17 protein-coding genes are annotated in these 24,059 nt (G+C 58.5%); 6 read left to right on the top strand and 11 right to left on the bottom strand.

The features are described from left to right. Positions 1 to 11 precede the first annotated feature (11 nt). The 3 genes from ACR0LY_RS08065 (at position 12) to ACR0LY_RS08055 (ending at position 5,418) form a co-directional block, all read left to right on the top strand. The gene (locus ACR0LY_RS08065; protein WP_170347780.1) at positions 12 to 1,433 is read left to right on the top strand and encodes an FAD-binding oxidoreductase; all 1,422 of its coding nucleotides are present in this window, start codon (positions 12 to 14) and stop codon (positions 1,431 to 1,433) included. An 84-nt stretch (positions 1,434 to 1,517) separates the two neighbouring features. After that, on the top strand, positions 1,518 to 2,774 hold the full coding sequence (locus ACR0LY_RS08060; protein ID WP_170349332.1) for a hypothetical protein: 1,257 nt from the start codon (positions 1,518 to 1,520) through the stop codon (positions 2,772 to 2,774). 136 nt (positions 2,775 to 2,910) lie between these two features. Then, positions 2,911 to 5,418, top strand: a complete 2,508-nt coding sequence (locus ACR0LY_RS08055) for a GcvT family protein (protein ID WP_170347781.1) — start codon at positions 2,911 to 2,913, stop codon at positions 5,416 to 5,418. Between the two features lie 42 nt (positions 5,419 to 5,460). Here the strand turns inward: ACR0LY_RS08055 and ACR0LY_RS08050 are convergent, their stop codons facing one another. Both ACR0LY_RS08050 and ACR0LY_RS08045 read right to left on the bottom strand, forming a co-directional pair. Next, the gene (locus ACR0LY_RS08050) at positions 5,461 to 6,114 is read right to left on the bottom strand and encodes a DUF938 domain-containing protein (RefSeq protein ID WP_170347782.1); all 654 of its coding nucleotides are present in this window, start codon (positions 6,112 to 6,114) and stop codon (positions 5,461 to 5,463) included. Beyond that, the gene (locus ACR0LY_RS08045) at positions 6,111 to 7,184 is read right to left on the bottom strand and encodes an NAD(P)/FAD-dependent oxidoreductase (RefSeq protein WP_170347783.1); all 1,074 of its coding nucleotides are present in this window, start codon (positions 7,182 to 7,184) and stop codon (positions 6,111 to 6,113) included. Before ACR0LY_RS08045 ends, ACR0LY_RS08050 begins: the two co-directional genes overlap by 4 nt. Before the next feature lie 152 nt (positions 7,185 to 7,336). On the opposite strand from ACR0LY_RS08045, the gene ACR0LY_RS08040 reads away from it, so the two are divergent. Further along, positions 7,337 to 7,717 (top strand): hypothetical protein, encoded by a 381-nt coding sequence (locus ACR0LY_RS08040; protein WP_170349334.1) that lies wholly within the window; start codon positions 7,337 to 7,339, stop codon positions 7,715 to 7,717. A gap of 3 nt (positions 7,718 to 7,720) precedes the next feature. Next, positions 7,721 to 8,953 carry an HlyD family secretion protein gene (locus ACR0LY_RS08035; RefSeq protein WP_170347784.1) on the top strand — a complete coding sequence of 411 codons (1,233 nt, stop codon included), beginning with the start codon at positions 7,721 to 7,723 and terminating at the stop codon, positions 8,951 to 8,953. A 19-nt stretch (positions 8,954 to 8,972) separates the two neighbouring features. On the opposite strand, the gene ACR0LY_RS08030 is transcribed toward ACR0LY_RS08035, so the two are convergent. The 9 genes from ACR0LY_RS08030 to xdhA all read right to left on the bottom strand — a co-directional run bounded on the left by ACR0LY_RS08030 (position 8,973) and on the right by xdhA (position 20,150). Further along, positions 8,973 to 10,406: an MFS transporter gene (locus tag ACR0LY_RS08030; RefSeq protein WP_170347785.1), complete on the bottom strand. Its 1,434-nt coding sequence runs from the start codon at positions 10,404 to 10,406 to the stop codon at positions 8,973 to 8,975. Positions 10,407 to 10,469: 63 nt separating this feature from the next. Then, positions 10,470 to 11,543 (bottom strand): BMP family ABC transporter substrate-binding protein, encoded by a 1,074-nt coding sequence (locus ACR0LY_RS08025; RefSeq protein ID WP_170347786.1) that lies wholly within the window; start codon positions 11,541 to 11,543, stop codon positions 10,470 to 10,472. Between the two features lie 31 nt (positions 11,544 to 11,574). After that, entirely contained in the window at positions 11,575 to 12,495 is a 921-nt protein-coding gene (locus ACR0LY_RS08020; protein ID WP_170347787.1) for an ABC transporter permease, read from the bottom strand. A gap of 3 nt (positions 12,496 to 12,498) precedes the next feature. Next, a complete protein-coding gene (locus ACR0LY_RS08015; RefSeq protein WP_170347788.1) occupies positions 12,499 to 12,810 on the bottom strand; it encodes a hypothetical protein in 312 nt (103 codons plus the stop codon). Next, positions 12,807 to 13,892, bottom strand: coding sequence for an ABC transporter permease (locus ACR0LY_RS08010; protein ID WP_170347789.1), 1,086 nt, complete (start codon positions 13,890 to 13,892; stop codon positions 12,807 to 12,809). The genes ACR0LY_RS08015 and ACR0LY_RS08010 overlap by 4 nt, the downstream gene beginning before the upstream one ends. Before the next feature lie 36 nt (positions 13,893 to 13,928). Then, on the bottom strand, positions 13,929 to 15,446 hold the full coding sequence (locus ACR0LY_RS08005; RefSeq protein ID WP_170347790.1) for an ABC transporter ATP-binding protein: 1,518 nt from the start codon (positions 15,444 to 15,446) through the stop codon (positions 13,929 to 13,931). Further along, positions 15,443 to 16,378, bottom strand: a complete 936-nt coding sequence (gene xdhC / locus ACR0LY_RS08000) for a xanthine dehydrogenase accessory protein XdhC (protein WP_170347791.1) — start codon at positions 16,376 to 16,378, stop codon at positions 15,443 to 15,445. Before xdhC ends, ACR0LY_RS08005 begins: the two co-directional genes overlap by 4 nt. Then, positions 16,378 to 18,792: a xanthine dehydrogenase molybdopterin binding subunit gene (gene xdhB / locus ACR0LY_RS07995; RefSeq protein ID WP_170347792.1), complete on the bottom strand. Its 2,415-nt coding sequence runs from the start codon at positions 18,790 to 18,792 to the stop codon at positions 16,378 to 16,380. The genes xdhC and xdhB overlap by 1 nt, the downstream gene beginning before the upstream one ends. Continuing rightward, positions 18,789 to 20,150, bottom strand: a complete 1,362-nt coding sequence (gene xdhA, locus ACR0LY_RS07990) for a xanthine dehydrogenase small subunit (RefSeq protein ID WP_170347793.1) — start codon at positions 20,148 to 20,150, stop codon at positions 18,789 to 18,791. The genes xdhB and xdhA overlap by 4 nt, the downstream gene beginning before the upstream one ends. A gap of 343 nt (positions 20,151 to 20,493) precedes the next feature. On the opposite strand from xdhA, the gene dnaE reads away from it, so the two are divergent. Continuing rightward, entirely contained in the window at positions 20,494 to 23,994 is a 3,501-nt protein-coding gene (gene dnaE, locus ACR0LY_RS07985; RefSeq protein WP_170347794.1) for a DNA polymerase III subunit alpha, read from the top strand. The last annotated feature ends 65 nt before the right edge of the window (positions 23,995 to 24,059 follow it).

Genomic DNA, 24,059 nt, shown 5'->3' with positions numbered 1-24,059 from the left:
AGGAAAATTACATGGTGCAGGCAGCAGCGTTGCCGCGAAACGAGGCCGGGATTGAAACGGCTGTCAGTATTTTAAAGCAGAGGTTTGGTGATCGCCTGCAAACTGGCGAGACGGTCCGAGAACAGCATGGCCACACGACGACCTGGATCAACAATCAGGTTCCGGACGCGGTGGTTTTCCCCCGTTCGACCGCGGAAGTATCCGAGATTGTCAAAACCTGTGCCCAGCACAAGGTGCCGGTGATCGCCTTTGGCACCGGCACATCGCTGGAAGGGCATGTGAACGCCCCGGCGGGTGGAATCTCGGTCGACCTGGGCCAGATGGATCAGGTGTTGGCCGTGCATGCAGGTGATCTGGATTGCGTCGTGCAACCAGGGGTGACGCGAGAAGACCTGAATACCCATCTGCGCGATCAGGGCCTGTTCTTTCCCATTGACCCCGGTGCCAATGCATCGCTGGGCGGGATGGCGGCAACGCGGGCCTCGGGCACCAACGCGGTGCGCTATGGCACGATGAAGGACAATATCCTAAGCCTTGAAGCGGTCATGCCTGATGGTCAGATCATCCGCACCGGCCACAGGGCGCGGAAATCCTCGGCCGGGTATGACCTGACCCGCTTGCTGATTGGGGCCGAGGGCACGCTGGGCATAATCACCGAACTCACCCTGCGCCTGCAGGGCATCCCCGAGGCGATCACCTCGGCCCGGTGCTCCTTTCCAACAGTTGATGCGGCCTGTCAGGCGGTGATGATGACGATCCAATACGGCGTGCCCGTGGCCCGGATCGAGCTGTTGGACGAACTGTCAGTCAAGGCAGCCAACGCCTATTCTGGGCTTAACCTGCCGGAAACGCCTTTGCTGCTGTTGGAATTCCACGGATCGGAATCCGGCGCGGTGGAGCAGGCCGAAACCTTTGGTCAGATCGCCGACGAGTTCGGTGTTATGGATTTCGCCGCCACCTCAACAACGGAAGAGCGCAACAAGCTGTGGCAGGCCCGGCATGATATGTACTGGGCCAGTCTGCAATTGCGCCCCGGTGCGCGGGGGATTTCCACCGATGTCTGCGTTCCGATCTCGCGCCTGGCGGAATGCGTCACCACGACCCGGGACAAGGCCAAGGAACTGGACCTGATGGCACCGATCGTGGGGCATGTGGGGGACGGGAATTTTCACACTCTGCTGTTGATCGACATGGACAACGCCGATGAGGTGGCGCGGGCGGATGGGTTTGTCGGTTGGCTGAACGATCTGGCCATCTCGATGGAGGGCACGTGTACCGGTGAGCATGGAATCGGGCAGGGCAAGCGACCCTATCTGATCAAGGAACTGGGCGCGGCGGTCAGCTATATGGATGCAATCAAAAAAGCACTCGACCCGGACAACATCATGAACCCGGGGAAAATCCTGTCGAATGCAGATTTCGACCATCGTTAAAATTTCGGGCTGAAAGCCACAAGGCTGCCCAAATTCCATTCTATCTTTCGCAAAAATGAGCAGCGATTGATTTTGGAATCTCAGATGGGCATTTTGCGGATTTTTGGTTTTATGGTGGTCGTAATATCGACTATTGCGGGCCTTGATTATTACCAACAGGGCAAAAAGCACGAAGGCACTTTGTCCGTCAGTGGTTATGTCGAATCGATCAAGCACCGTTTTGCGCAACAACAGGAAGAGCGTGAGGCCAAAGCCGTCGAACGTAACCGGAAAAAACGCTGGAAAGCCGGGGCCAAGTCTTATCTGCCAGCAGCCAGCGCCGGATGGGCACAATTTGAGCTGACCCAGATGGACAGCGCGCCCGTCGATACGGTGCTTTCGAATTATGCCCCGATCCCCCTGATCAGTTCGGTATCTGGTACGGCTGAACTGATGCGTCTGGTGAAAGGCGGCAAGAAAGGGATCGCGCGCAAGCTGAGCGAAACCGGGCTGGTATATGCCAAAGGTGATGAGGTCGTCTGGTTCGACATCAGCCTCAAACCTAAATCGGCGCGTAACTCGCTGGCGGGCATGGCCCTTTCGCGGCAGCAAAATTTCATGTCGCATACCGCGATCAAACAGGGTTTTGCGGTGATTGACGGTGTCGCATTCATGGAAATCACTCAGGACCTGACCAATCCCACCGAAGCGGTGGATTATCGCAGGATCATCGGGCGGATCGGGATTGACGAAGAGGTTGTGATCCGGATGGGCACTAATGCCGATGACGCCACGATTCTAGAGCTTTTGGAGGCCGTCGATTATGCCGCCCTTAACACTTTACTGACTTATCCGTCGCTTGTGGTGGGGCAGGGTGTTTCGGTCCAGCAAGACCGCCAGCCAGAGGTCGCCGAAAAGATGGATCAGCTGTATAAGGAAATGCAGTTGGTTCAGGAAAAGATCACCGATGAAAAGCTCAAGAATCTGGATGTCACGGCGATGATGGTCAATTCGATGACGGCGTCGGATTTCAACAGCGATGGCATCATGGATATTACCGGGGGTGAGGTATTCGAAAATCAGGACATCCTGCAAATCGGATATGGTCGGGCGCAAAAACTGCTGTTGGACTCTGATCAGCGCCAGGCGGCTTTGGCAGAAGAGGACCAGGCCAAAGGATCGGGGTTTTTCAACAGGCTGAAAAACAAGCTGCCAGCCTTTGCCGCGCCCAAGTACAAGGATACGGCAGTGAAACCGGCCCCGAAAAAAACCTCGCAACCAGTGCGCGTGCATAAGGGCGGGTTAGGGACGTCCTGCGCGCAGGTTGGCAGCATCAAGCGGTGTTCAGCCTCGGGGCAATAACGCCAATCACGATGATTCCGCAGTCTGTTTACGGTAGCGGGTCGTTTTTTTTCTCTCACTGGTCGGATGAATGTCGCGCCGGGTGCTTCAAATGCGCCATATGGTGTCAACTGAATTCAAGGGGAGACGCCCGGTTATGAAAACCCAAGTCAAAGCATTGGTTGTTGGCGGCGGCGCCGTTGGGACCTCGATTGCCTATCATCTGGCCAAAGCGGGTTGGGATGATGTGATGTTGATTGAACGGGATGAGCTGACGTCCGGCTCGACCTGGCACGCCGCTGGCCTGCTGCCGTTGTTCAACATGTCCTACGCGACAACTCACATCCACAAGTACTCGGTCGACTTCTACAAGACGCTTGAGGAAGAAACCGGTCTGAACGCAGGGTTTGCTGTGGTCGGCAACCTGCGCATGGCCCAAACGCAAGAACGTATGGACGAATACATGCTGTATGCGTCCACCGCCGAGACCTGCGACGTTGCATATGAATGGCTGACCCCGGACCAGATCAAGGAACGCTGGCCGCTGATCGAGACGTCGGACCTGAAGGGTGCGATCTACCACACTGAAGATGGTTACATTAACCCGGCCGACGTGACGCAGGCGATGGCCAAAGGCGCCCGTCAACGCGGCGTCGATATCGTCCGCAAGATGCAAGCCGATGCGTTCCACTGGAACGGTACCCACTGGGAAGTCACCTGCACTAAGATGGTCGAGAAGGGCGGCAACCTCATTCCTTCGGATGAGCAGGTTGTTATCACCGCCGAGCATGTCGTCACCGCTTCCGGAAACCACGCGCAGCGCACGGCCAAGATGCTGGGCATCAAAATGCCTGCGATCCCGGTCGAGCACACCTTTATCGTCATGGACAAAGACCCCGAGCTGGTCAAATGGCGCGAAGCTGGCAACCCCGAACACCCTGTTGTCCGTGATGCTGACAACGAATCTTACGCCCGCGAGGAACGTGGCGGCTGGATTCTGGGTATTTACGAACACGGCGCGCCTGCGCAGTTCGAACACGGCGTTCCGGACAGTTTTCGCGCGGACCTGTTCCCGCTGGATCTGGACCGGATTGCTGATCAGTACATGGCGATGGCCGAACGCGTGCCGTCCTGCGCCGAGTCTGGTCTGAAAGACGATTTCAACGGCCCGATCTGCTATACCCCCGACGGCAACCCACTGGTTGGTCCGGCTCCGGGCCTACGCAACATGTGGCTGGCTGAGGGTTTCAGCTTTGGTATCACGGCTGCAGGCGGCACCGGCTACTATCTGGCACAGATGATGGTGGATGGCGAAGCCGAGATCGACATGGCCTCGCTGGACCCCAAACGCTACAGCAGTAACTGGATGACCACCGAGTTCGCGGCCCGCAAGAACGAAGAATGCTATGAGCACGTCTACATCCTGCACCACCCGGATGAAGAGCGTGAAGCCTGCCGTCCGCTGCGGACTGTTCCGGCCTACGACCGTCAGAAAGCACGCGGCGCGCAGTTCGGTTGGGTTAACGGATGGGAACGTCCGAACTACTTCGGTCCCACCGATGCGCCAGATAACTTTGATAAGGAAAGCCGTTCGTTCCGTCGTGGTGGCTGGTGGCAATACGCCGTCGAAGAGGCCAAAGCGATCCGTGAAGGCGTGGGTCTGGTCGACGCGTCCGCGTTTACCAAGCATGTCGTCAAAGGCCCCGGTGCTACCCAGTTTCTGGACTGGTTCACCTGCAACAAGCTGCCCAAAGTTGGTCGTATCAACCTGACCTACGCGCTGACCTCGCATGGCACCACCCGAACCGAATACACCATCGTCCGCAATGGCGAGAATAACTATTACATCGTTTCAGCCGGCGCCTGGACCGAGTATGACGCCGACTATCTGCGTAAGGCGGCTGAGGACAAGATGGATGAGTTCGGCTATATCGAAATCCAGGACGTGACCACGCAGTGGGGCGTTTTTGCCATCGCCGGACCCAAGTCGCGTGACGTTCTGAAAGAGGTCATCAAGGACGCCGATCCGGAAACCGCGCTGTCCAACAAGCGTTTCCCGTGGCTGTCGGCCCGTCAGATCGAACTGGGCATGTGCCCGGTCAACGCGATCCGAGTGGCCTATACCGGTGAACTGGGCTGGGAACTGCACCACCCGATCGAGATGCAGAACTACCTGTTCGACTTGCTGGAAAAAGCGGGTGAGAAGCACGGTATGAAGCTGGTTGGCGCGCGCGCCCAGAACTGGTTGCGTCAGGAGAAATCCTATCGCGCCTTTGGAACCGAACTGGGCCGCGACGCGACCCCGCTGGAAGCTGACCTGCCGCGTTTTGTCGACCTGTCAAAGGACTTCCACGGCAAGGCCAAGCTGGAAGAAACCGGCGTGCGTGTGAAGTGCTGCACTTTGTTGATCGACGGACCGGACGATGCCGACCCGTGGGGCCGCGAGGCGCTGTACACGCCAGAAGGCGAGCGTGTGGGCCGTCTGACTTCAGGCGGCTACTCGGTGGCGTTCGAAAAATCCATCGGTATGGGCTACGTGAAACCTGAAATGGCAGTCGAAGGCACCAAGCTGAAGGTCAAAATTCAGGACAAGCTTTGGGATGCGGTCGTGACCTGCGACAGCCCCTACGATCCGAAAAACGAAACCATCCGCAAGGACGGTTAACCCGGACAGAGAACAGGCGGCGCGAAGGTGCCGCCTGTTTTACTATTGGCCGGGCTTTTCTGCGATAAAGGCCAGATTGTTCGCAGGCATCTCGACCATCCCGACGACGGTCAGGTTCTGGGCGCGCATCAACGCGGCAATGTCTTCATCATTTTTATACCCGATCTCAGCGTCTTGCTGGACCAGAGCATCGTGAAAGCGTTGGTCGCCATCGCTGGTCAATTGCCCCGAACGTTTGAATGGTCCGTACAGGATAAACCGCCCCTTGGGGGCCAACGCCTGCGCGGTTTCGGTCACCAGCATTTGTGTTTCCGGCCAGCTGATCAGATGCACCAGATTGATCAGGACGATCAGGTCCTGACCGACGAACTCGGTGTGCCAACCTTGCGCTGTGGCGTCCAAAGCCACTGCGTCCACAACGTTGGGCAGATCGGCAGCATAGGCTTTGATGCTGGTTATCCGCTCGACCTCGACTTCGGTCGGTTGCCAGATGAGGTTTGGCAGGCACTGGGCGAATGCGCTGACATGCTGGCCGGTGCCGCTGGCAATTTCCAGCGCCCGGCCTGCCTTGGGGGTCCATTGAGCCAGTAGGTCACACAAAGCTTCGGCATTGCGGGTCGCGGCAGGGGCGACAAGCCGCCCGTCCTGACCTTCGGTGGCAACGCTGGCGTTGGAGGGGAGGGTTCTTTTGCTCATCGACGCAACCTTTTCGGGCTGAGGGCAGCAATGATTTCAGGGTCCAGTTCAGATGTCGCGCCGGTTGTCAGATCAGCAACCAGTTGCGAAGCCGCCGGAGAGGTCTGGAACCCATAGCCCCCCTGACCCGCAGACCAGACAAAGGACGGATCAGACGGATCGGGCCCCAATACCAAAGTTCCATCCGGCGCGAAGCTGCGTAGCCCTGCCCAGTTTACCTCAACCCGGGTGACGGGTTCGGTCACCATCTCTTCGTACCGGGCCAGCCCCTCAGCCAACACCATGTCATCGGTGTAGGCATCCTGCGGTGGTACGGGGTCGGCCTCGCACGGGGAAACCAACAGTTTGCCTGCATCGGGCTTGGCATACCATGTCTCACCCGCGCCCAACATCATCGGCCAGCCGCTCAGGTCATGCCCGCCGGGGGCAGGCAGCCGCGCCATCGACCTGCGTTTCGGAATTATTCCGATTGGTGCAATCCCCGCCATCACGGCGATCTCGTCAACCCAAGGGCCGGCAGCATTGATCAGGATGCGGGCTTCAAAGACTTCCCCAGCCTCGACGACCCAGCGCCCATCCTTGCGAATGGCGGTGACCTTGGCCTTGGTCACCACGTCACCGCCATTGCCGCGAATGGTGCGGGCGAAATCCTGCAGCAACCGGTCCGTGTCGATATCAAATGCCCCACTGCTGAGCGCTGCGAACCCAAGAGTGTCGGGGTTCAGGATTGGCACACGTGCCAGCGCCTGCGCCGTTTGGATCACCTGCATATTCAGATCCTGGACGTCCCGTTCAAAGATTTCGGCCTGATCCTTACGACCAACCAACATCAGATCGCGGGGCGTCAGATACCCGCCGTTTTCAGCTCGCATAAACGCGGCACTGGCCCTGTTCAGCGCAACGACGGAGGGCGGACCATAGTTTTCCTCGAACAACGCGGCGGACCGGCCAGACGCGTGATAGCCCAACGCATCCTCAGCCTCGAGCACAGTTACCCGACCGTGATATGACAGGCGTGCCCCGGCGCTCAGACCGGCGATACCGCCGCCTATGACAAGAAAATCAATCATATGTCCCCTTTTCACCGCGTACCTATTATGGCGAAACCGATCGTCCTAACCTGCCTGGAACTCTAAGCAGGCTTGAATTTGCGCATCAACCCATCCAAAGAAGTAACAAGCAATAACAGGAGGGCAGGGTGAGTACCGCAGATCTACACCCGATGGCCACGGGGCATATTCCGTCCTACGTGACCCAGGCGGACGGCAGTGATTTTCTTTTAACGTTCATGTTTGTGTTTACCGTTTTGGTGATTGTTCTGATCGGGGTTGGATATTTCACCCTGCATTCGATCCCCGAAAAGATAGCGCACGAATCCAACCACCCTCAGTTCCAGTTGGTCGGGATACTGGCCTTGCTGGCGCTGTTCACCCATAACGGGTTGTTCTGGGTCGCCGCCATTCTGGTGGCTGGGTTCCAGTTCCCCGATGTGGCCGCTCCACTCAGAGCTATTGCGGATGCAATCCGATCTTTGGGCAATCAACGCCCCGAAGGCCCCGCACCGGCCCAACCCACCGAACCCACCGCGCAGCAGGAGCATTAGAATATGCTTGAGACATTGATGTGCGCGCTGGTGACGGTGCTGCCCGACTACCTGTTTCGACGCTACGTGCAGGGTAAGCGGATCGGGCATGAGATTACCCTGTTTACCATGTGGTACGAACTGCGCTGGGGTCTGACCACCTGTGCGATTCTGGCGCTGACCGTGATCACCACGCTGTTCTACTTTCATCCGGCGAGCAAGACGGCGGCCTCGTATTTCCGCACCGTGACGATCCTGCCACAACTGGGTGGTCGCGTATCCGAGGTCTATGTGAAAAACAATGAACCCGTGACAGCGGGGCAGCCGATCTTCCGGATCGAGGATTTCACACAGAGAGCCATGGTCGAGGCCGCGCACGCCGATATAGCGCAGGTTCAGGCATCGCTCAGGGTGGCGCAGACCGATCTGGCTGAGGCTGAGGCTGGCATCGCCGGGGCACGCGCTGCGTTGGATCAGTCGCTTGAGGATCTTGAACGCAACACCACGCTGCGGGACGAAGGGTCCAGCGCCGTGCGTCTGGCCGAGATTGACCGGCTGGAAAACCTGGTGGCCGAGCGTGAGGCACAATTGCGGGCCGCCGAGTCACAGCGCGCAGCAGTCGTGCAGCAGATCGAGGAGTTGATCCCCGCTCAACTGGCCAGCGCCAACGCTCAGCTGGACGCTGCCCTGACCGAGCTGGACAAAACCGTGATCAGCGCCGGTGTCACTGGCCGGATTGAACAGTTTGGCCTGCAGGTCGGCGACTATGTCAGCCCTCTGTTGCGTCCGGCAGGTATCTTGGTGCCGTCACACTCGGGCCATGATCGGTTTCAGGCCGCTTTCAACCAAATGTCCGCTCAGGTTATCAAGCCAGGAATGATCGGAGAGCTGGGTTGTATGACCAAGCCGTTCACCGTGATCCCGATGGTCGTGGTTGAGGTGCAGGATGTTATCCCCTCGGGCCAAATTCGCCCTTCGGATGAGCTGCGGGATGTGCAGGCCAATACCAATCCCGGATCAATCCTGGTGTATATGGAGCCGCTTTATAAAAGCATGGCCGATGACATCCCGCCGGGCAGCAACTGTCTGGCCAATGTATATACCGACAACCACGAACGGCTAGAGCATGAGGATTTGGGTTTCTGGAAATCTGCAACGCTGCATGTGATCGACACGATTGGCGTTGTTCACGCTGCGGGCCTGCGCCTGCGTCTGATCCTGATGCCGGTGAATACGTTGGTTTTGACCGGTCATTAAACCAACCCCGGCCGCGCCGTCACTTAGTCGCGCGGCCGGGTATTTTCGCCTCGGTCAGTGAGGCATAAGAATAGGCCAGAACGCAGGCTGCGAAGCCTGCCACAAAGCCAAATACCGTGGTGTATGAGTTGCTGAGGGCATAGACGGAACTGCCCAAGGCCATGCCGACAGTGCCACCCAACAGTTGAAACGTCATGGATATCCCGCTGGCCTGCCCGTGCAGATCCTGTGGCACGGCAAGCATGATGGTCCGTCGGGGCGGGACAAACAGGAACGGTACACAACACCCCCACAAAACATAGCCAGCGAAGATCGGCGCCGTGACTTCCAGATGCATTCCCAACGCAACCAGCACGATGGCCAGTGTCCCCAACGCTGTGCCCGTCAGCGATGGGCCGCGCGTGCCAAACCTGTCGGCCACCTTACCGGCCAATGGGGCCACGAAGATCTGCGGAAACGCGATTGGCAAAAGGGCGGCACCGGCGGCCAGCGGTGAAAAGCCAAGTTTGGTTTGAAAATACGACGCGCCGAACACAAACAGGGCAATCTTGCCGAACTGCGCAGTGAACAGGATCATGTTCGAGGCCGCGAAACCCGGCTTTGCAAATAGTGATATTGCAATCAGTGGCGTTTGAATGCGTTGTTCGACCCGGACAAATAGGGCCAGCGCTACGAAGCCTGCAAGAAGCGCCATAATCACCTCGGGCTGGGTCCAGCCCCGATCTGGCCCCTCCATGATCCCGAACACCAGCGCAGCCAGACCCGGCACCAGCAGCAACAGACCCTTCCAGTCAAACCTAAGCTCAGGCTGGTGTGGTGGATCACGCCAGTAGGCCCAGGCAATCGCGGCAACAGCCAATACAATTGGCGGGTTGACCCAGAAAATCCAGCGCCACGACAAGTATTCGGTCAGTATGCCTCCGACCAGTGGCCCCAGTGACAGAAAGACTGTTCCGATGCCGCCGTACAGACCAAGGGCAAGACCGCGTTCCTTTTCATCGAAAGATTGGATCAGCACCACCATCGACAAGGGAAAGATCAGCGCAGCACCAACGCCCTGAACCGCGCGGGCCGTCAGCAGCGCCAGGCCGCTCTCGGCAAACCCTCCCAACGCTGAGGATAGACCAAAGATTAGAAGGCCCACGCTCAGCAAAACCCGGATGCCCAAAATGTCGCCCAATCGTCCCGCAGCGCCGGCAAAACAGGCCAACACCAAAAGGTAAATATTGACCACCCAATGCGCATCCAACCGCGACAGATTTAGTTCGGCCCGGATGGTGGGCAACGCGACACTGACGACTGTTTCATCCAGCAATATGACGCCAAGAATGGCCCCCATCGCGCCAAGTATCCACCAGCGGCTGCGATCTTGTGCCTTGGTTTGCATCGGTTTTTCGTCCCACCGTTGATGGATCACCGACCCCATCAGGTCTGGTGCCGGCCCGTTCGTCAAGGCGCACTCCAACAAAAAAGGGCCAGCCAAATGGCCAGCCCTTCGGTGTGAGTGTTGTTAGGTTTACTGCGGAATGTCGCCTTCCAGCCCTTCGACGTAGAAGTTCATCCCTGCCAGTGTACCGTCATCGGCGGTTTCGCCTTCTGCCAGCCAGTCGCTGCCGTCCTGCTTTTTCAGCGGACCCGTGAAGGGGTGGTATTCACCTGCGGCCATGGCGGCCTTCATCGCCAGCGCTTCTTCTTTCACTTCGGCAGGAACCGCGTCCGAGATTTCGCCAATCTCAACCATGCCTTCTTTGATGCCGTCCCAGGTGTTCACGGTTTCCCACGACCCATCCATAACAGCCTGAGTGCGCGCGATGTAGTATGGCGCCCAGTTGTCGATGATCGAGGATACGCGCGGCTTGGGGGCGTATTCGCTCATGTCCGAGGCCTGCCCGAAGGTGATTACGTTGCCTGCCTCTTGCGCGGCCGCCTGCGGCGCGGTCGAGTCAGTGTGCTGCAGGATCACGTCGGCGCCCTGTTCGATCAGAACGGTGGCGGCGTCCGCTTCTTTTGCGGGATCGAACCAAGTGTAAGCCCAGACAATCTTGAACTCGACATCCGGGTTCACCTTCTTGGCGTGAATATAGGCCGAGTTGATGCCGCGGATCACTTCGGGGATCGGGTAGGAACCAATATAGCCGACGATGTTCGACTCGGTCATTTTACCGGCGATGTGGCCCTGAACGGCACGACCTTCATAAAAGCGAGCAGAATAGACCGAGACGTTGTCGGCGGTCTTGTAGCCAGTCGCATGCTCGAACTTCACGTTCGGGAATTTCTTAGCCACGTTAATGGTCGGGTCCATATAGCCGAACGAAGTGGTAAAGATCAGGTCAGCCCCTTCCAGCGCCATCTGAGTCATCACACGTTCAGCGTCCGGGCCTTCGGGCACTGATTCCACGAATACAGTTTCGACCTTGTCACCGAAATGCTCTTCGACCGCCAGACGGCCCTTGTCGTGTTCATAGGTCCAGCCGCCGTCGCCGACGGGGCCGACATAGACGAAACCGACTTTGGTTTTGTCTTCGGCCATGGCGCTTGTCGCCAGACCCAGCGCCATGGCGGCGCTTGCCAAAAGTGATGTGAATTTCATGTGTTACTCCCCAAGTTGGTTTAATTGGCCCCTAGTGTGAGGCATGGAAGACCCGGCCTAGTGAGGCAGGTGCGCTGCTCTTGTCGGCCGAAAGGATCACAAGCACAAGGATCGTGATGATATAGGGCGACATTGCCAGATACTCGACTGGAATGGCAACGCCCGCCGCCTGCAAATTAAGCTGCAACACCGTGATTCCGCCGAACAAATAGGCTCCCAGCAAGGCGCGCCATGGCTTCCAGCTGGCGAAGACCACCAGCGCCAGGGCGATCCAGCCGACACCGGCCGTCATGCCCTCTGTCCACTGCGGGACGCGGATCAGGCTGATATAGGCTCCGCCGAGGCCCGCGCAGGCGCCACCGAACAGGATCGCCATGATGCGGATCTTGATGACCTTGTAGCCCAAAGCATGCGCCGCATCGTGGTTTTCGCCCACCGCGCGCAGGATCAGACCGACACGGGTGTATTTCAGAACGGCCCACACGGCGGCCGTCAGGGCGATACCGACATACAGGATCGGGTCATGCTGGAACAGGATCGGACCGATCACAGGGATATCGCTGATCACCGGGATGTGGATGTCACCCATGCTGGGCGGTTTGATGCCAACATAGCTTTGACCCAAAAGGGCACTGAATCCGAGGCCAAACAGCGTCAGCGCCAGACCACTGGCCACTTGATTGGCCAGCGCGAACTGTGTCAGCAGCACAAACAGCAGCGACAGTACGGCGCCGCCGATGGCCGCCGCAATGAACCCCAGCCAGGGCGATCCGGTTTCGACTGAGATCGCAAAGCCGCTGATTGCACCCACGATCATCATGCCTTCGACGCCAAGGTTCAGGACGCCTGCTTTCTCGACCACCAGCTCTCCGATTGCAGCCAGCAGCAGCGGGGTTGCAGCCACCATTAGCGACGCGATCAGAAGTACGGGATTAATTTCGCCAAGGTCCATGGGTCACTCCTTGACCAGAAAGAGGAAAACAGACGCAGCGCTTGCCGCAAGACACACAAACATCGGGGCAAGCCGGGTTAAGAAACCAAACCGTTCGGGCCAAGGACCGCTTAGGCGCTCTGCGAGTTTGTTCATGGGGTGAAACAGGACGACAATCAGCAATCCGGCGACTACCCGAGCCGTGTCGAAACTGTTCGTTGCCATATCGGTTAAAAGCAGGACGCATCCCATGAATATTGGAAAGAGTAGTCCGAGACCTACGTGAATAATCATCGCGCGGCGATCTGTTTGAATGGCGCTGACTAAGGCATTCATAACGCTACCTCGCTATGGGCCGCACGGATGCGGTAGTTGGTCAAAAGGTCGAAAGCCAGCAGGAAGAACAGAAGCATTCCCTGGAACACCTGAATGGCAGCGGCGGGCAGGCCCAGCTGAGACTGCGCGATTTCACCGCCGATATAAGTCAGCGCCATCAGGCCACCGGCCAGCAGGATACCCACCGGATGCAGGCGGCCCAGAAAGGCCACGATGATCGCGGTAAAGCCATAGCCGACGTTAAAGTCGATGCTGACCACACCCGATGGGCCGGACACTTCGAACATCCCAGCAAGCCCTGCCAGCGCACCGGACAGACCCAGACAGAACAGGATCAGACGTGCCGGGTTCACGCCTGCAAACTTTGCCGCGCGAGGGGCTTCTCCGGTCAGCCGGATGTGGAAGCCCAACATGTGTCGGTTCAGCAGGACATAGGCAAAGATCACCGCGATCAGCGCGGTCACGACACCCCAGTGCATCCCGGACCCCGCGATCAGTTCCGCATTATGTGCGCTTTCATAGGATTGCAGGTTACGCGAGCCGGGAAAGCCGAAGCCTTCAGGGTTTTTCAGCAGGCCCAGCGAGACCGAGGCCAGCATCTGTTCGGCCACGTACACCAGCATCAGCGAAACAAGTATTTCATTGGTGCCGAAGCGGACCTTTAGAAAGGCCGGAATGGATGCCCACAACCAACCGCCAAGCGCGCCAGCGATCACCATGATCGGAAAGACGTAAAACGCCTCTAGCGGATAGAAGGCCAAGCCCGCACCGGCCCCAAAGATGGCACCCATGATGTATTGACCCTCGGCCCCGATATTCCAGATACCGGCGCGGAAACCCAGCGATAGGCCAATGGCGATCAGCACCAGAGGTGCCCCTTTCACCAGCAATTGCGGACGGTAATAAAAGGCGAATTCTCCGAACAGAGGTTCCCAGAAAATAGTGCCGATGGCTTCGATCGGGTTCTTACCCAGAATGGCGAACAGAATGCCGCCAAACACCATCGTTGCCAACACCGCCACCAGCGGGGTGGCATAAGACCACGCCTTGGACGGCTGCGGCCGTTTCTCCAACACAATCATCCGCTCATCCCCCTGATTTCATTCTTTTGTAATGGATTAGACATGGGCCACCTCCATGCCATGTGCGCCGCCCATCATCAGGCCAATCTCATCCACGGTCAGGCCGGTGGTTGGGCGCGGCGCGCTCAGACGCCCTTCGTTGAGGGCGGCAAAGCTGTCCGAGATTTCCATTAATTCATCTAGATCTTGGCTAATGCAGATGACTGCGGTTCCTTTGGCCGCCAGGTCCAGAATGGACTGCCGGATCGAGGCTGCAGCCGCCGCGTCCACGCCCCAGGTGGGCTGGTTCACCACCAGAACGTCAGGGTTCTGCAACACCTCGCGTCCGATCACGAATTTCTGCAGGTTGCCGCCTGATAATGACCGCGCCGCATTTTCGGGGCCCGGCGTGCGGACGTCGAAGGCGCTGATGATTTTCTCGGCGAAACTTTTGGTTTCTGACCACTTCAGAAAGCCGTTGCTTTCCAAACCTTCGCGCACCGAACCGGTCAGCAAAGCGTTTTCGGTCAGGCTCATGTCCGGGGCCGCTGCATGGCCCAGCCGTTCTTCGGGCGCGGTCAGCACGCCCAGCTTGCGTCGGGCCGTCGGCCCCAGCTTGCCGATCGGCTGGCCGTTAAACTTGATGGCATCTGCTGTTGTCTGGATTTCACCGGACAGGACGCCCAGCAGTTCATCCTGACCGTTGCCAGCCACACCGCCGACCCCCAGAACCTCGCCCTTACGGACTGTCATGTGAACGTTCTTCAAAGCCGTGCCAAATTCCGAGGGCGACGGAACCGACAGCCCGCTTACATCCAGCGCTACCTCGCCAAATTCACGCCCCGAGCGTTCCGGTGTCTGCAAGGTCGAGCCGACCATCATCTCGGCCATGTCCCGCGCCGAGGTTTCAGAGGGCACACACTCACCTACGTTCTTGCCCAGACGCAAAATGGTGGCGTGGTCGCAAAGCGTGCGAATTTCTTCCAGCTTGTGCGAGATATACAGGATCGAGGTGCCCTCGGACCGCAATTTGTTCAGTGTTTCGAACAGGATCTCAACCTCTTGCGGGGTCAGAACCGAGGTCGGCTCGTCCATGATCAGCAGCTTGGGGTCCTGCAACAGGCAGCGGATGATCTCGACCCGCTGACGCTCGCCGGCGGAAAGATCGCCAACGGTGCGGAACGGGTCCAGCGGCAGGCCATAGGTTTCCGACACTTCGCGGATACGCGAGGCCAGATCGCCCATCGGCGGCGGGTTCTCCATCCCCAGCGCGATATTTTCGGCCACGTTCAGCGCGTCAAACAGCGAGAAGTGCTGGAACACCATCGCGATCCCGTCGGCTCGTGCGGCGCGGGGTTCCGGTGGCGCAAAAGCCTGACCGCGCAGCAGCATTGTGCCGCTGTCGGGCTTCACCAGCCCATAGATCATTTTCACCAGCGTGGATTTACCCGCGCCGTTTTCGCCCAGCAGGGCATGAACTTCGCCTTCGCCGATGTCAAAGGACACCTGATCATTGGCCACGACGCCGGGATAGGCCTTGGTTAAACCTTGTAAGCTTAGCAGTGGAGTGGTCACGCGCTCAGGTCCTTTTTCAATTCGTTCTGCCGGGCGGGACGCAGCAGGTCTGCTGCGACGCCAACGGCGATCATCTGCGGGTGTTTGCCCAAGTCGGGGTCGCCGATTGGACAGGTGATCCGGTTAATCCGTTCGGGCATATGCCCCAGCGCTGCCAACCGAGACCGGAATCGCGCCCATTTCGTAGCCGAGCCGATCAGCCCCGCAAAGCGGAAATCGTGTGAAAGCAGCCGGTTGCACAGCTCCAGGTCCAGATTGTGTGAATAAGTCAGCACAAGATGTTCGGCATTGGTCGGCGCGTGGCGCACCAACTCGGCCGGTTTTGCTACCGGAACCACTGTTACTCCGTTTGGAACCGTGTTCGGAAAACGCTCAGGTGCAGTGTCGACCCATGTGATTGCCAGATCGGGCAATGGTGCGAGCACATCCACAAGTGCACGGCCGACATGACCTGCACCCCATATCCACAGATTGCGGGCCGGTTTGTGTACCGGTTCAACCATCCAGCCGTCGATCAGTTGCGGATCGGGCGCGATACCCTGACCGCGCGCAGCCGCCAGCAGGCGTTTGACGGACAGGGGCATGTCACCTCCCGCTGCCGTTCTTGCGATGACCATATCGTCCAGAGCGTCCACCGCGTTGGCGTCAAAGACTTCGCTAAACAACGAGACCGCGCCGCCGCAGCACTGCCCCATGTCTGGGCCAAGCGCATGATGCGTCAGTCGCGAGGATACGATTTGGGTTCGTGCGGCCTGGGCTGCTTCGTATTCAAGTACGCCACCCCCGATTGTACCGCTTTGCCCATCCTTCCAAACCAGCATAGCGGCCCCAACTTCGCGTGGGGACGACCCTTTGATCGCCGCGATGACCACCCGAGTTACTTTCCCGTTGGTTTTGACCGCCTCCCTCAAAGCCTCCAGGTCGAATCCCATCAGATGCCTCCCTTCACCCTTTGGACGCCGCGCCAGACTTCTTCGGCCGTGGCAGGCGCATCCAGTGCCGGGTAGCTGTCTCCACAGGCCGCCACCGCGTTGGACAGTGCCAGCCAGGCGGAAATTCCTAACATAAAGGGCGGCTCACCCACCGCTTTTGAGCGATAGATCGTGTCTTCGCGGTTCTGTCCGTCCCAGAGTGCGACGTTGAAAATGTCGGGTCGGTCCGAACAGGCGGGGATTTTGTAGGTTGACGGTGCATGCGTGCGCAGGTTGCCCTTGTCGTCCCAGACCAGTTCTTCGGTCGTCAGCCAGCCTGCGCCTTGCACATAGCCACCTTCTACCTGCCCGATATCCAGTGCCGGGTTCAGCGACGCACCCGCATCATGCAGGATGTCGGTGCGCAGAATGCGGTTCTCTCCGGTCAATGTGTCGACGGCAACCTCGGTGATCGAAGCGCCATAAGCAAAGTAGTAAAACGGGCGGCCCCGGCCCTTGATCCGGTCCCATTCGATCTTAGGCGTCTTGTAGAACCCGGTTGCCGACAGACTGATGCGCCCTTGATACGCCAATGCAGCGGCTTCAGCGAAGGTATAGCGTTCTTCGCCGACCGAGACGTGGCCATCCGTGAAGGTAACGCTGGACGGATCAGCCTGATGCCGTTCGGCCAGATAGTCGGCCATCCGATCGCGGATCGTGTCGCACGCGGCCTTCACCGCCATGCCGTTCAAGTCACTGCCCGAAGACGCGGCCGTGGCAGAGGTATTCGGCACCTTGGCCGTGTCTGTGGCGGTGATCTTTACCAACTCGAGCGGAATGCCAAAGCGCGAGGCCGCAACCTGCGCGACTTTCTGGAACAGGCCCTGGCCCATTTCTGTGCCGCCATGGTTCAAGTGGACCGAACCGTCCTGATACACATGCACCAGCGCACCCGCCTGGTTCAGGTGGGTCAGCGTGAAGGAAATCCCGAATTTCACCGGAGAGAAGGCGATGCCTTTCTTGATCACGCTGTTTTCGGCGTTCCACGCCGCGATCGCCGTCTTGCGCGCGGCATAGTCGCTGGATTTCAGCAGCGCTTCGGTCATGCCGTGCAGTTCGAAATCGGTGACTTCCATGCCGTAGGGCGTTGTATTGCCGCCTTCCGGCACCGGGCGCACGGGCGGAGCGGTCTCAACCTGCTCAACAGCGCCAAGGCTTGTCAGATCCTCATGCGGATCGACGCGTTCCAACGGACGCTTCGCCAGATGTTCAGGTTCCATGGTTGGCGGATGGGCAGGGTCGTAATAGTTCCGGCGGCGCAGCTCGACCGGGTCCAGACCCAATTCATAAGCGGCGTGGTCCATGACCCGTTCAATCGCGATCATGCCCTGCGGGCCGCCAAATCCGCGGTAGGCGGTGGCGGATTGGGTGTTGGTTTTCAGCCGGTGGCTTTCAATCCGCGCATTGGGCAACAGATAGGCATTATCCGAATGCAGCATGGCACGGTCAGCGACCGGCAGGGACAGGTCCTGCGCCCAGCCGCAGATGGCGTATTGCAGGAAGGACACGCCCTGAATATGGCCATGCTCATCAAAGCCTGCGCGATACGAAATCCGGAACGCATGGCGCTTGCCGGTGATGACCATGTCATCGTCGCGGTCATAGCGCATCTTGCAGGCCTTGCCGGTTACACGCGCGGCAATGGCACAGGCCACGGCCAGCGCGTTGCCCTGGCTTTCCTTGCCGCCGAACCCTCCGCCCATGCGGCGGGTTTCGACCCGTACGGCGTGCATTGGAACGCCCAAAGCGTCAGCAACCTTGTGCTGAATCTCGGTCGGGTGCTGGGTCGAGGAATGCACCAGCATATCCGCACCTTCGTTCGGCACGGCCAGGGCGGCCTGACCTTCCAGATAGAAATGTTCCTGCCCGCCGAGCTCAAAGCCCCCGTCGATAACATGGGTCGCGCCCGCGATAGCCGCATCCGCGTCGCCCTTGGCATAAATGCGCGGGCCTTCCTCGAACCGGCTATTGGCAGCAAGCGCCTCTTCGACCGTCAGGATTGGGATTTCTTCGTCATAGTCGATCTTGCCCAGCCGTGCGGCCTTGCGGGCGGCCAGATGGCTGTTGGCGACCACCAGAAAAACGGGTTGGCCGATATAGTGAACGGTGCCGTCAGACAGCAGCGGCTCATCATGGATCGAGGGCGAGACATCGTTGGCAAAAGGCAGGTCTTCGGCCGTCATGACCATCTCGACGCCTTCGGCTGCTTTGACCGCGGACAATTCCATCGCGGTGATCTTGCCCTTGGCAATCGGGCTCATACCGAACGCCAGATACAGCGTTCCCTTGGGCGTCGGAATGTCATCTACGTAGCGGGCGGTGCCGGACACATGAAGCGGCGCTGCGTCGTGGGGGAGGGGTTTTGTCACGCTCATGCCGACACCTCCAGCACGTTGGTCACGTGGCCCTGATCTTCAAGGTAATACCTTTCCAGCAGCGCCTTGGCCGTCTCAAGCCGATAGGTGGCCGAGGCGCGCATATCCGTCATTGGTGTGAAGTCATCGTCAAAGGCCAGCATCGCAGTATGCACCGTTTCACGTGTCCATGGATTGCCGTTCAACGCGGCCTCGACTTGAGTGGCGCGTTTTGGGACGCCGGCCATGCCACCAAAGGCGATGCGCGCCTGGTCGACGACACCATTTGAAACGGTGATGTTGAAACAGCCACACACGGCCGAGATATCCTGATCGAACCGTTTGCTGATCTTATAAGCCTTCAGGCGATCCGCCTGACGGGGGAAGCTGACGGCCTCAACAAACTCGCTGGGGCTGCGGTCCTGCTTGCCGTAGTCGATGAAGAACTCCTCCAGCGGTATCGAACGGCGGTCGTTGCCCTTGCGCAGATGCAGGGTGGCGTTCAGGGCAATCAGCGCGGGCGGGTTGTCCCCGATTGGGGAGCCATTGGCGATGTTGCCGCCGACGGTGGCCGCGTGGCGCACCTGAACGCTGGCATAACGGCGGATCATCTCGGCGTACGAGGGGTGCAGATCGGTCAGCGCCTCGCCCATGCGGTTCATATCGACCATGGCCCCAAAACGAATTTCATCGTCCGCTATTGTAATGTCTTTCAGATCGTCACAGCGATTCAGGAAGATCACCGGATCAAGATCGCGCAATTGCTTGGTGACCCACAGCCCTACATCGGTTGCGCCCGCGACCAGAGTGGCATCTGGGTGTTCGGCATAGACCGCGGCCAATTCGTCAGAGGAGCCCGGCAGCATGGGCATCGTGGCAGGTGTAGAAACAGGTTTGTCCTTGACCCAGACGGGCACGGGGTGTTCTTCGGCGGCTTTTGCTGCCCGAATGATCGGGGCGTACCCGGTGCAGCGACAAAGGTTCCCTGCCAACTGCGTGTCATGATCCTTTGCGCCGCTCGAATGGCTGGCCACCATCGACATCACGAAACCGGGGGTGCAAAAGCCGCATTGCGATCCATGCAGATCAACCATGGCCTGCTGCACCGGATGGGCTTCGCCATTTGGGCCGCTTGCACCTTCGACGGTTCGAACCGCTTTGCCGTGCAGTTGCGGTAAAAACAGGATGCAGGAATTCAGCGCCTTGGCGCCGCTTTCATCCGTGACCATGACGGTGCAAGCCCCGCAATCACCTTCGTTGCAGCCTTCCTTGGTGCCGGTCAGGCCCCGATCCTCGCGTAGCCAATCCAGCAGGGTTGCTGTCGGATTGACATCCGCCAGTTCCACTGTCTCTCCGTTCAGAAGAAACGTGATATCCATTCGAGAAACCCGTCGCCTTACCCGGTTGCGCCCCTGTGGCCCTCCTTCGATGCGACGTAGAAAGAGTGGCGGGCGGAAAGCTTGCCATTAGATGTTAGAAACAGGGCAGGTTATCTGGCAAGAAAAACTGCCTATATGATGTACCATTAGGACCGTTTTGCGAAAAAACACCGGGTTTCTGTAATATTCAGGCATCTGAAATTAAAGTGTTTTCTGTCAATCCAACGAATTTCTGCCCGAAGCACCTTCTGTAAAAACCGAACAATCGGTTTTGATTTTTTAAGCTTTCAAAAGCATCGGTTCCCGCTTTTGCCGCGCCGCTGGCTGGGATAGCGTAGGCGGTATGAGCAGCACCACACGATTCATTCACCTCCGCGTTCACACCGAATATTCCCTGCTGGAAGGCGCCGTACGGCTGAAAAAACTGCCCGCATTATGCGAAAAAATGGAGATGCCAGCCGTCGCCGTGACCGACACCAACAGCATGTTCTCGGCTTTGGAGTTTTCGGTCACCGCAAGCGGGGCAGGGGTACAACCGATTATGGGGTGCCAGGTTGATCTGACCTATGTGCAGGCACAGCCGGGTGAAAAGCCGAAAAACCCGGCTCCGCTGGTGCTGCTGGCGCAGTCCGAGGTAGGCTATGAGAACCTGATGAAGCTGAGTTCCTGTCTTTACGTGGACAAGGGCGGACAGCTTCCGCAGGTCACCTTGGAAGAACTGGCACAGCACTCGGACGGCCTGATCTGCCTGACAGGTGGGCCGGACGGGCCGGTGGGTATGTTGCTGCAGCAAGGTCAACGCCCGGCGGCTGAGGCTTTGGTGGATCGGTTGGCGGACATGTTCCCTGATCGTCTTTACATCGAGTTGCAACGCCATCCGGGCGAGAGTGGTCAGCCCGAGGCCGAACACCTGACCGAGCGGGGGCATGTCGAAATGGCCTATGCCAAGAACCTGCCGCTGGTCGCCACCAATGATGTCTTTTTTCCCACCTCGGACATGTACGAGGCCCATGATGCACTGATCTGTATTTCCGAAGGGGCGTATGTCGATCAGCAGGACGGACGCCGCCGTCTGACTGCGCAGCATTACTTCAAGTCGCAGCAGGAAATGGTGACATTGTTTGCCGATTTGCCCGAGGCGATCGAGAATACGTTGGAAATCGCCAAACGATGCGCCTTCATGGCCTATCGCCGCGACCCGATCCTGCCGAAATTCGCCGATGACGAGGTCGCCGAATTGCGCCGCATCGCCAATGAAGGTCTGCAAAAACGTCTGGCGGTGATCCCGCATGCGGTGACGCCCGAGGAATATCAGGCGCGGTTGGATTTCGAACTGGACATCATCGAAGGCATGGGGTTTCCCGGCTATTTCCTGATCGTTGCTGACTTTATCCAATGGGCGAAAGACGAAGACATTCCGGTGGGGCCGGGGCGGGGTTCGGGTGCGGGCTCGCTGGTGGCCTATGCTCTGACCATCACGGACCTTGATCCGCTACGTTATTCACTGTTGTTCGAACGGTTCCTGAACCCCGAGCGGGTTTCTATGCCCGACTTCGATATCGACTTTTGCATGGATCGCCGTGAAGAGGTGATCCGCTACGTGCAGCAGAAATACGGCCGCGATAAGGTTGGGCAGATCATCACTTTTGGTGCCTTGCTGTCCAAGGCCGCCGTGCGCGATATCGGGCGAGTGTTACAGATGCCCTATGGCCAGGTGGATCGTCTGTCCAAGATGATCCCGGTCGAGGGTGTCAAACCCGTCTCCATCGAAAAAGCGTTGAAAGACGAACCCCGCCTGCGTGAAGAGGCCCGCAGTGAAGAGGTCGTGGACCGGCTGCTTACCTATGGCCAGCAGGTCGAGGGTCTGTTGCGGAACGCCTCGACCCACGCGGCGGGGGTAGTGATTGGGGACCGTCCGCTGGACGCGCTGGTGCCGCTGTATCAAGATCCGCGTTCGGATATGCCTGCAACCCAATTCAATATGAAATGGGTGGAACAGGCCGGTCTCGTCAAGTTCGACTTCTTGGGTCTGAAAACCCTGACCGTAATCCAGAATGCGATGGATCTGATCTTCAAATCCGGGCGACCCCTGCACATCGCCGCCGATAGCACGGAACTGTATGAGCCCGCCGAGGGGGCCGAAAACCAGATCAACGCTATCCCGCTGGATGACGAAGCGACGTATAAGCTCTATTCAGCCGCCAAGACGGTGGCGGTGTTCCAGGTGGAATCGTCGGGGATGATGGATGCGCTGAAACGCATGAAGCCCACGTGTATTGAGGATATCGTGGCGCTTGTGGCGCTCTATCGCCCGGGGCCAATGGAGAACATCCCCACCTACTGCGAGGTCAAGAATGGGCTTCGCAAGATTGAATCCGTACATCCTCTGATCGACCACATCCTTGAGGAAACCCAAGGCATCATCGTCTATCAGGAACAAGTGATGCAGATCGCGCAGGTGATGGCCGGGTACAGCCTTGGTGGCGCGGACCTGTTGCGCCGCGCGATGGGTAAGAAGATCAAAGAGGCGATGGATGCCGAACGCCCCAAATTCGAAAAGGGCGCGGGTGAGAATGGCGTGGATGCCAAGAAAGCCTCTGAGGTTTTCGACCTGTTGGAAAAATTCGCCAACTATGGTTTCAACAAATCTCACGCTGCCGCTTATGCAGTGGTCAGCTATCAAACCGGTTGGCTGAAGGCGAACCACCCGGTCGAGTTCATGGCGGGTGTCATGAACTGCGATATCCATCTGACCGACAAACTGGCCGTGTATTTCGAAGAGGTTCGCAAGGGGTTAGAGCTGCCCTACGTGCCGCCCTGCGTGAACCGATCCCTGTCAACCTTTGATGTGGTCGACGGGCAGTTGGTCTATGCGCTGGGCGCGCTCAAGAACGTGGGCGCCGAGGCCATGACCCTCGTGGTTGATGGCCGCGGTGATAAGCCATTCGTCAACCTGTTCGACTTTGCCCGCCGTGTGGACCTGAAAAAAGTCGGCAAACGCCCGCTTGAAATGCTGGCGCGGGCCGGAGCATTCGACCAGCTTGATAAAAACCGCCGCCGTGTGTTCGAAAGCCTTGATCCGCTGGTACAGTACTCGGCGGCGATCCACGACCAAAAGAACTCGAACCAGGTTTCACTATTTGGCGAAGCAGGCGATGACTTGCCCGAACCCCGCTTGTCGCAAACGCCGGACTGGCTGCCTGCAGAACGCCTCAGCGAAGAGTTCAAAGCCATCGGTTTCTATCTGTCCGGTCACCCGCTGGACGACTATATGCCCGCGCTGAAACGCAAGAAGGTCATGACATTGGATGAGGTGACGGAACAGGCGCGCTCGGGCCCGTTCATTGCCAAGATGGCCGGTGTGGTGTCTGGGCGTCAGGAACGCAAATCGGCCAAGGGCAACCGCTTTGCCTTTGCGCAATTGTCTGACCCAAGTGGGGCGTTTGAGGTCACGCTGTTTTCGGAAACACTGGAGAAATCGCGCGAGTTTCTAGAGACCGGATCGCAAGTGGTGCTGACCGTCAAAGCCGAAATGGAATCCGATCAGCTCAAGTTGCTTGCGAATTCTGTTGGGCCGGTTGATTCTGTAGTTGCCGAAGCAGGCGCAACGGGGTTGCGAATATTTGTTGACGTCCCCGAGGTGCTTCCGACGGTCGCCAAGGTTCTAGAAGACGCGGCTGGTGCAGCCAAGCGCGCGGCCAAAGGGCCGATCCACATCTGTCTACTGGATCCCGGTCTGCCGGGGGATGTTGAGATGGATCTGGGACAGGATTTCCCAATCAATCCGCAGATCAAGGGGGCCATTAAATCTTTGGATGGCGTCACCATGGTCGAGGAAATCTGACCCACCCTTTTGTTGCCACAGTGTTTTTGCGCCGCTAGGCTGGACTTATGCCCCGTTTCGGGGTG

This window comes from Ruegeria sp. BC5 (genome assembly GCF_056539205.1).
This window is presented reverse-complemented; position numbering and strand designations above follow the sequence as displayed.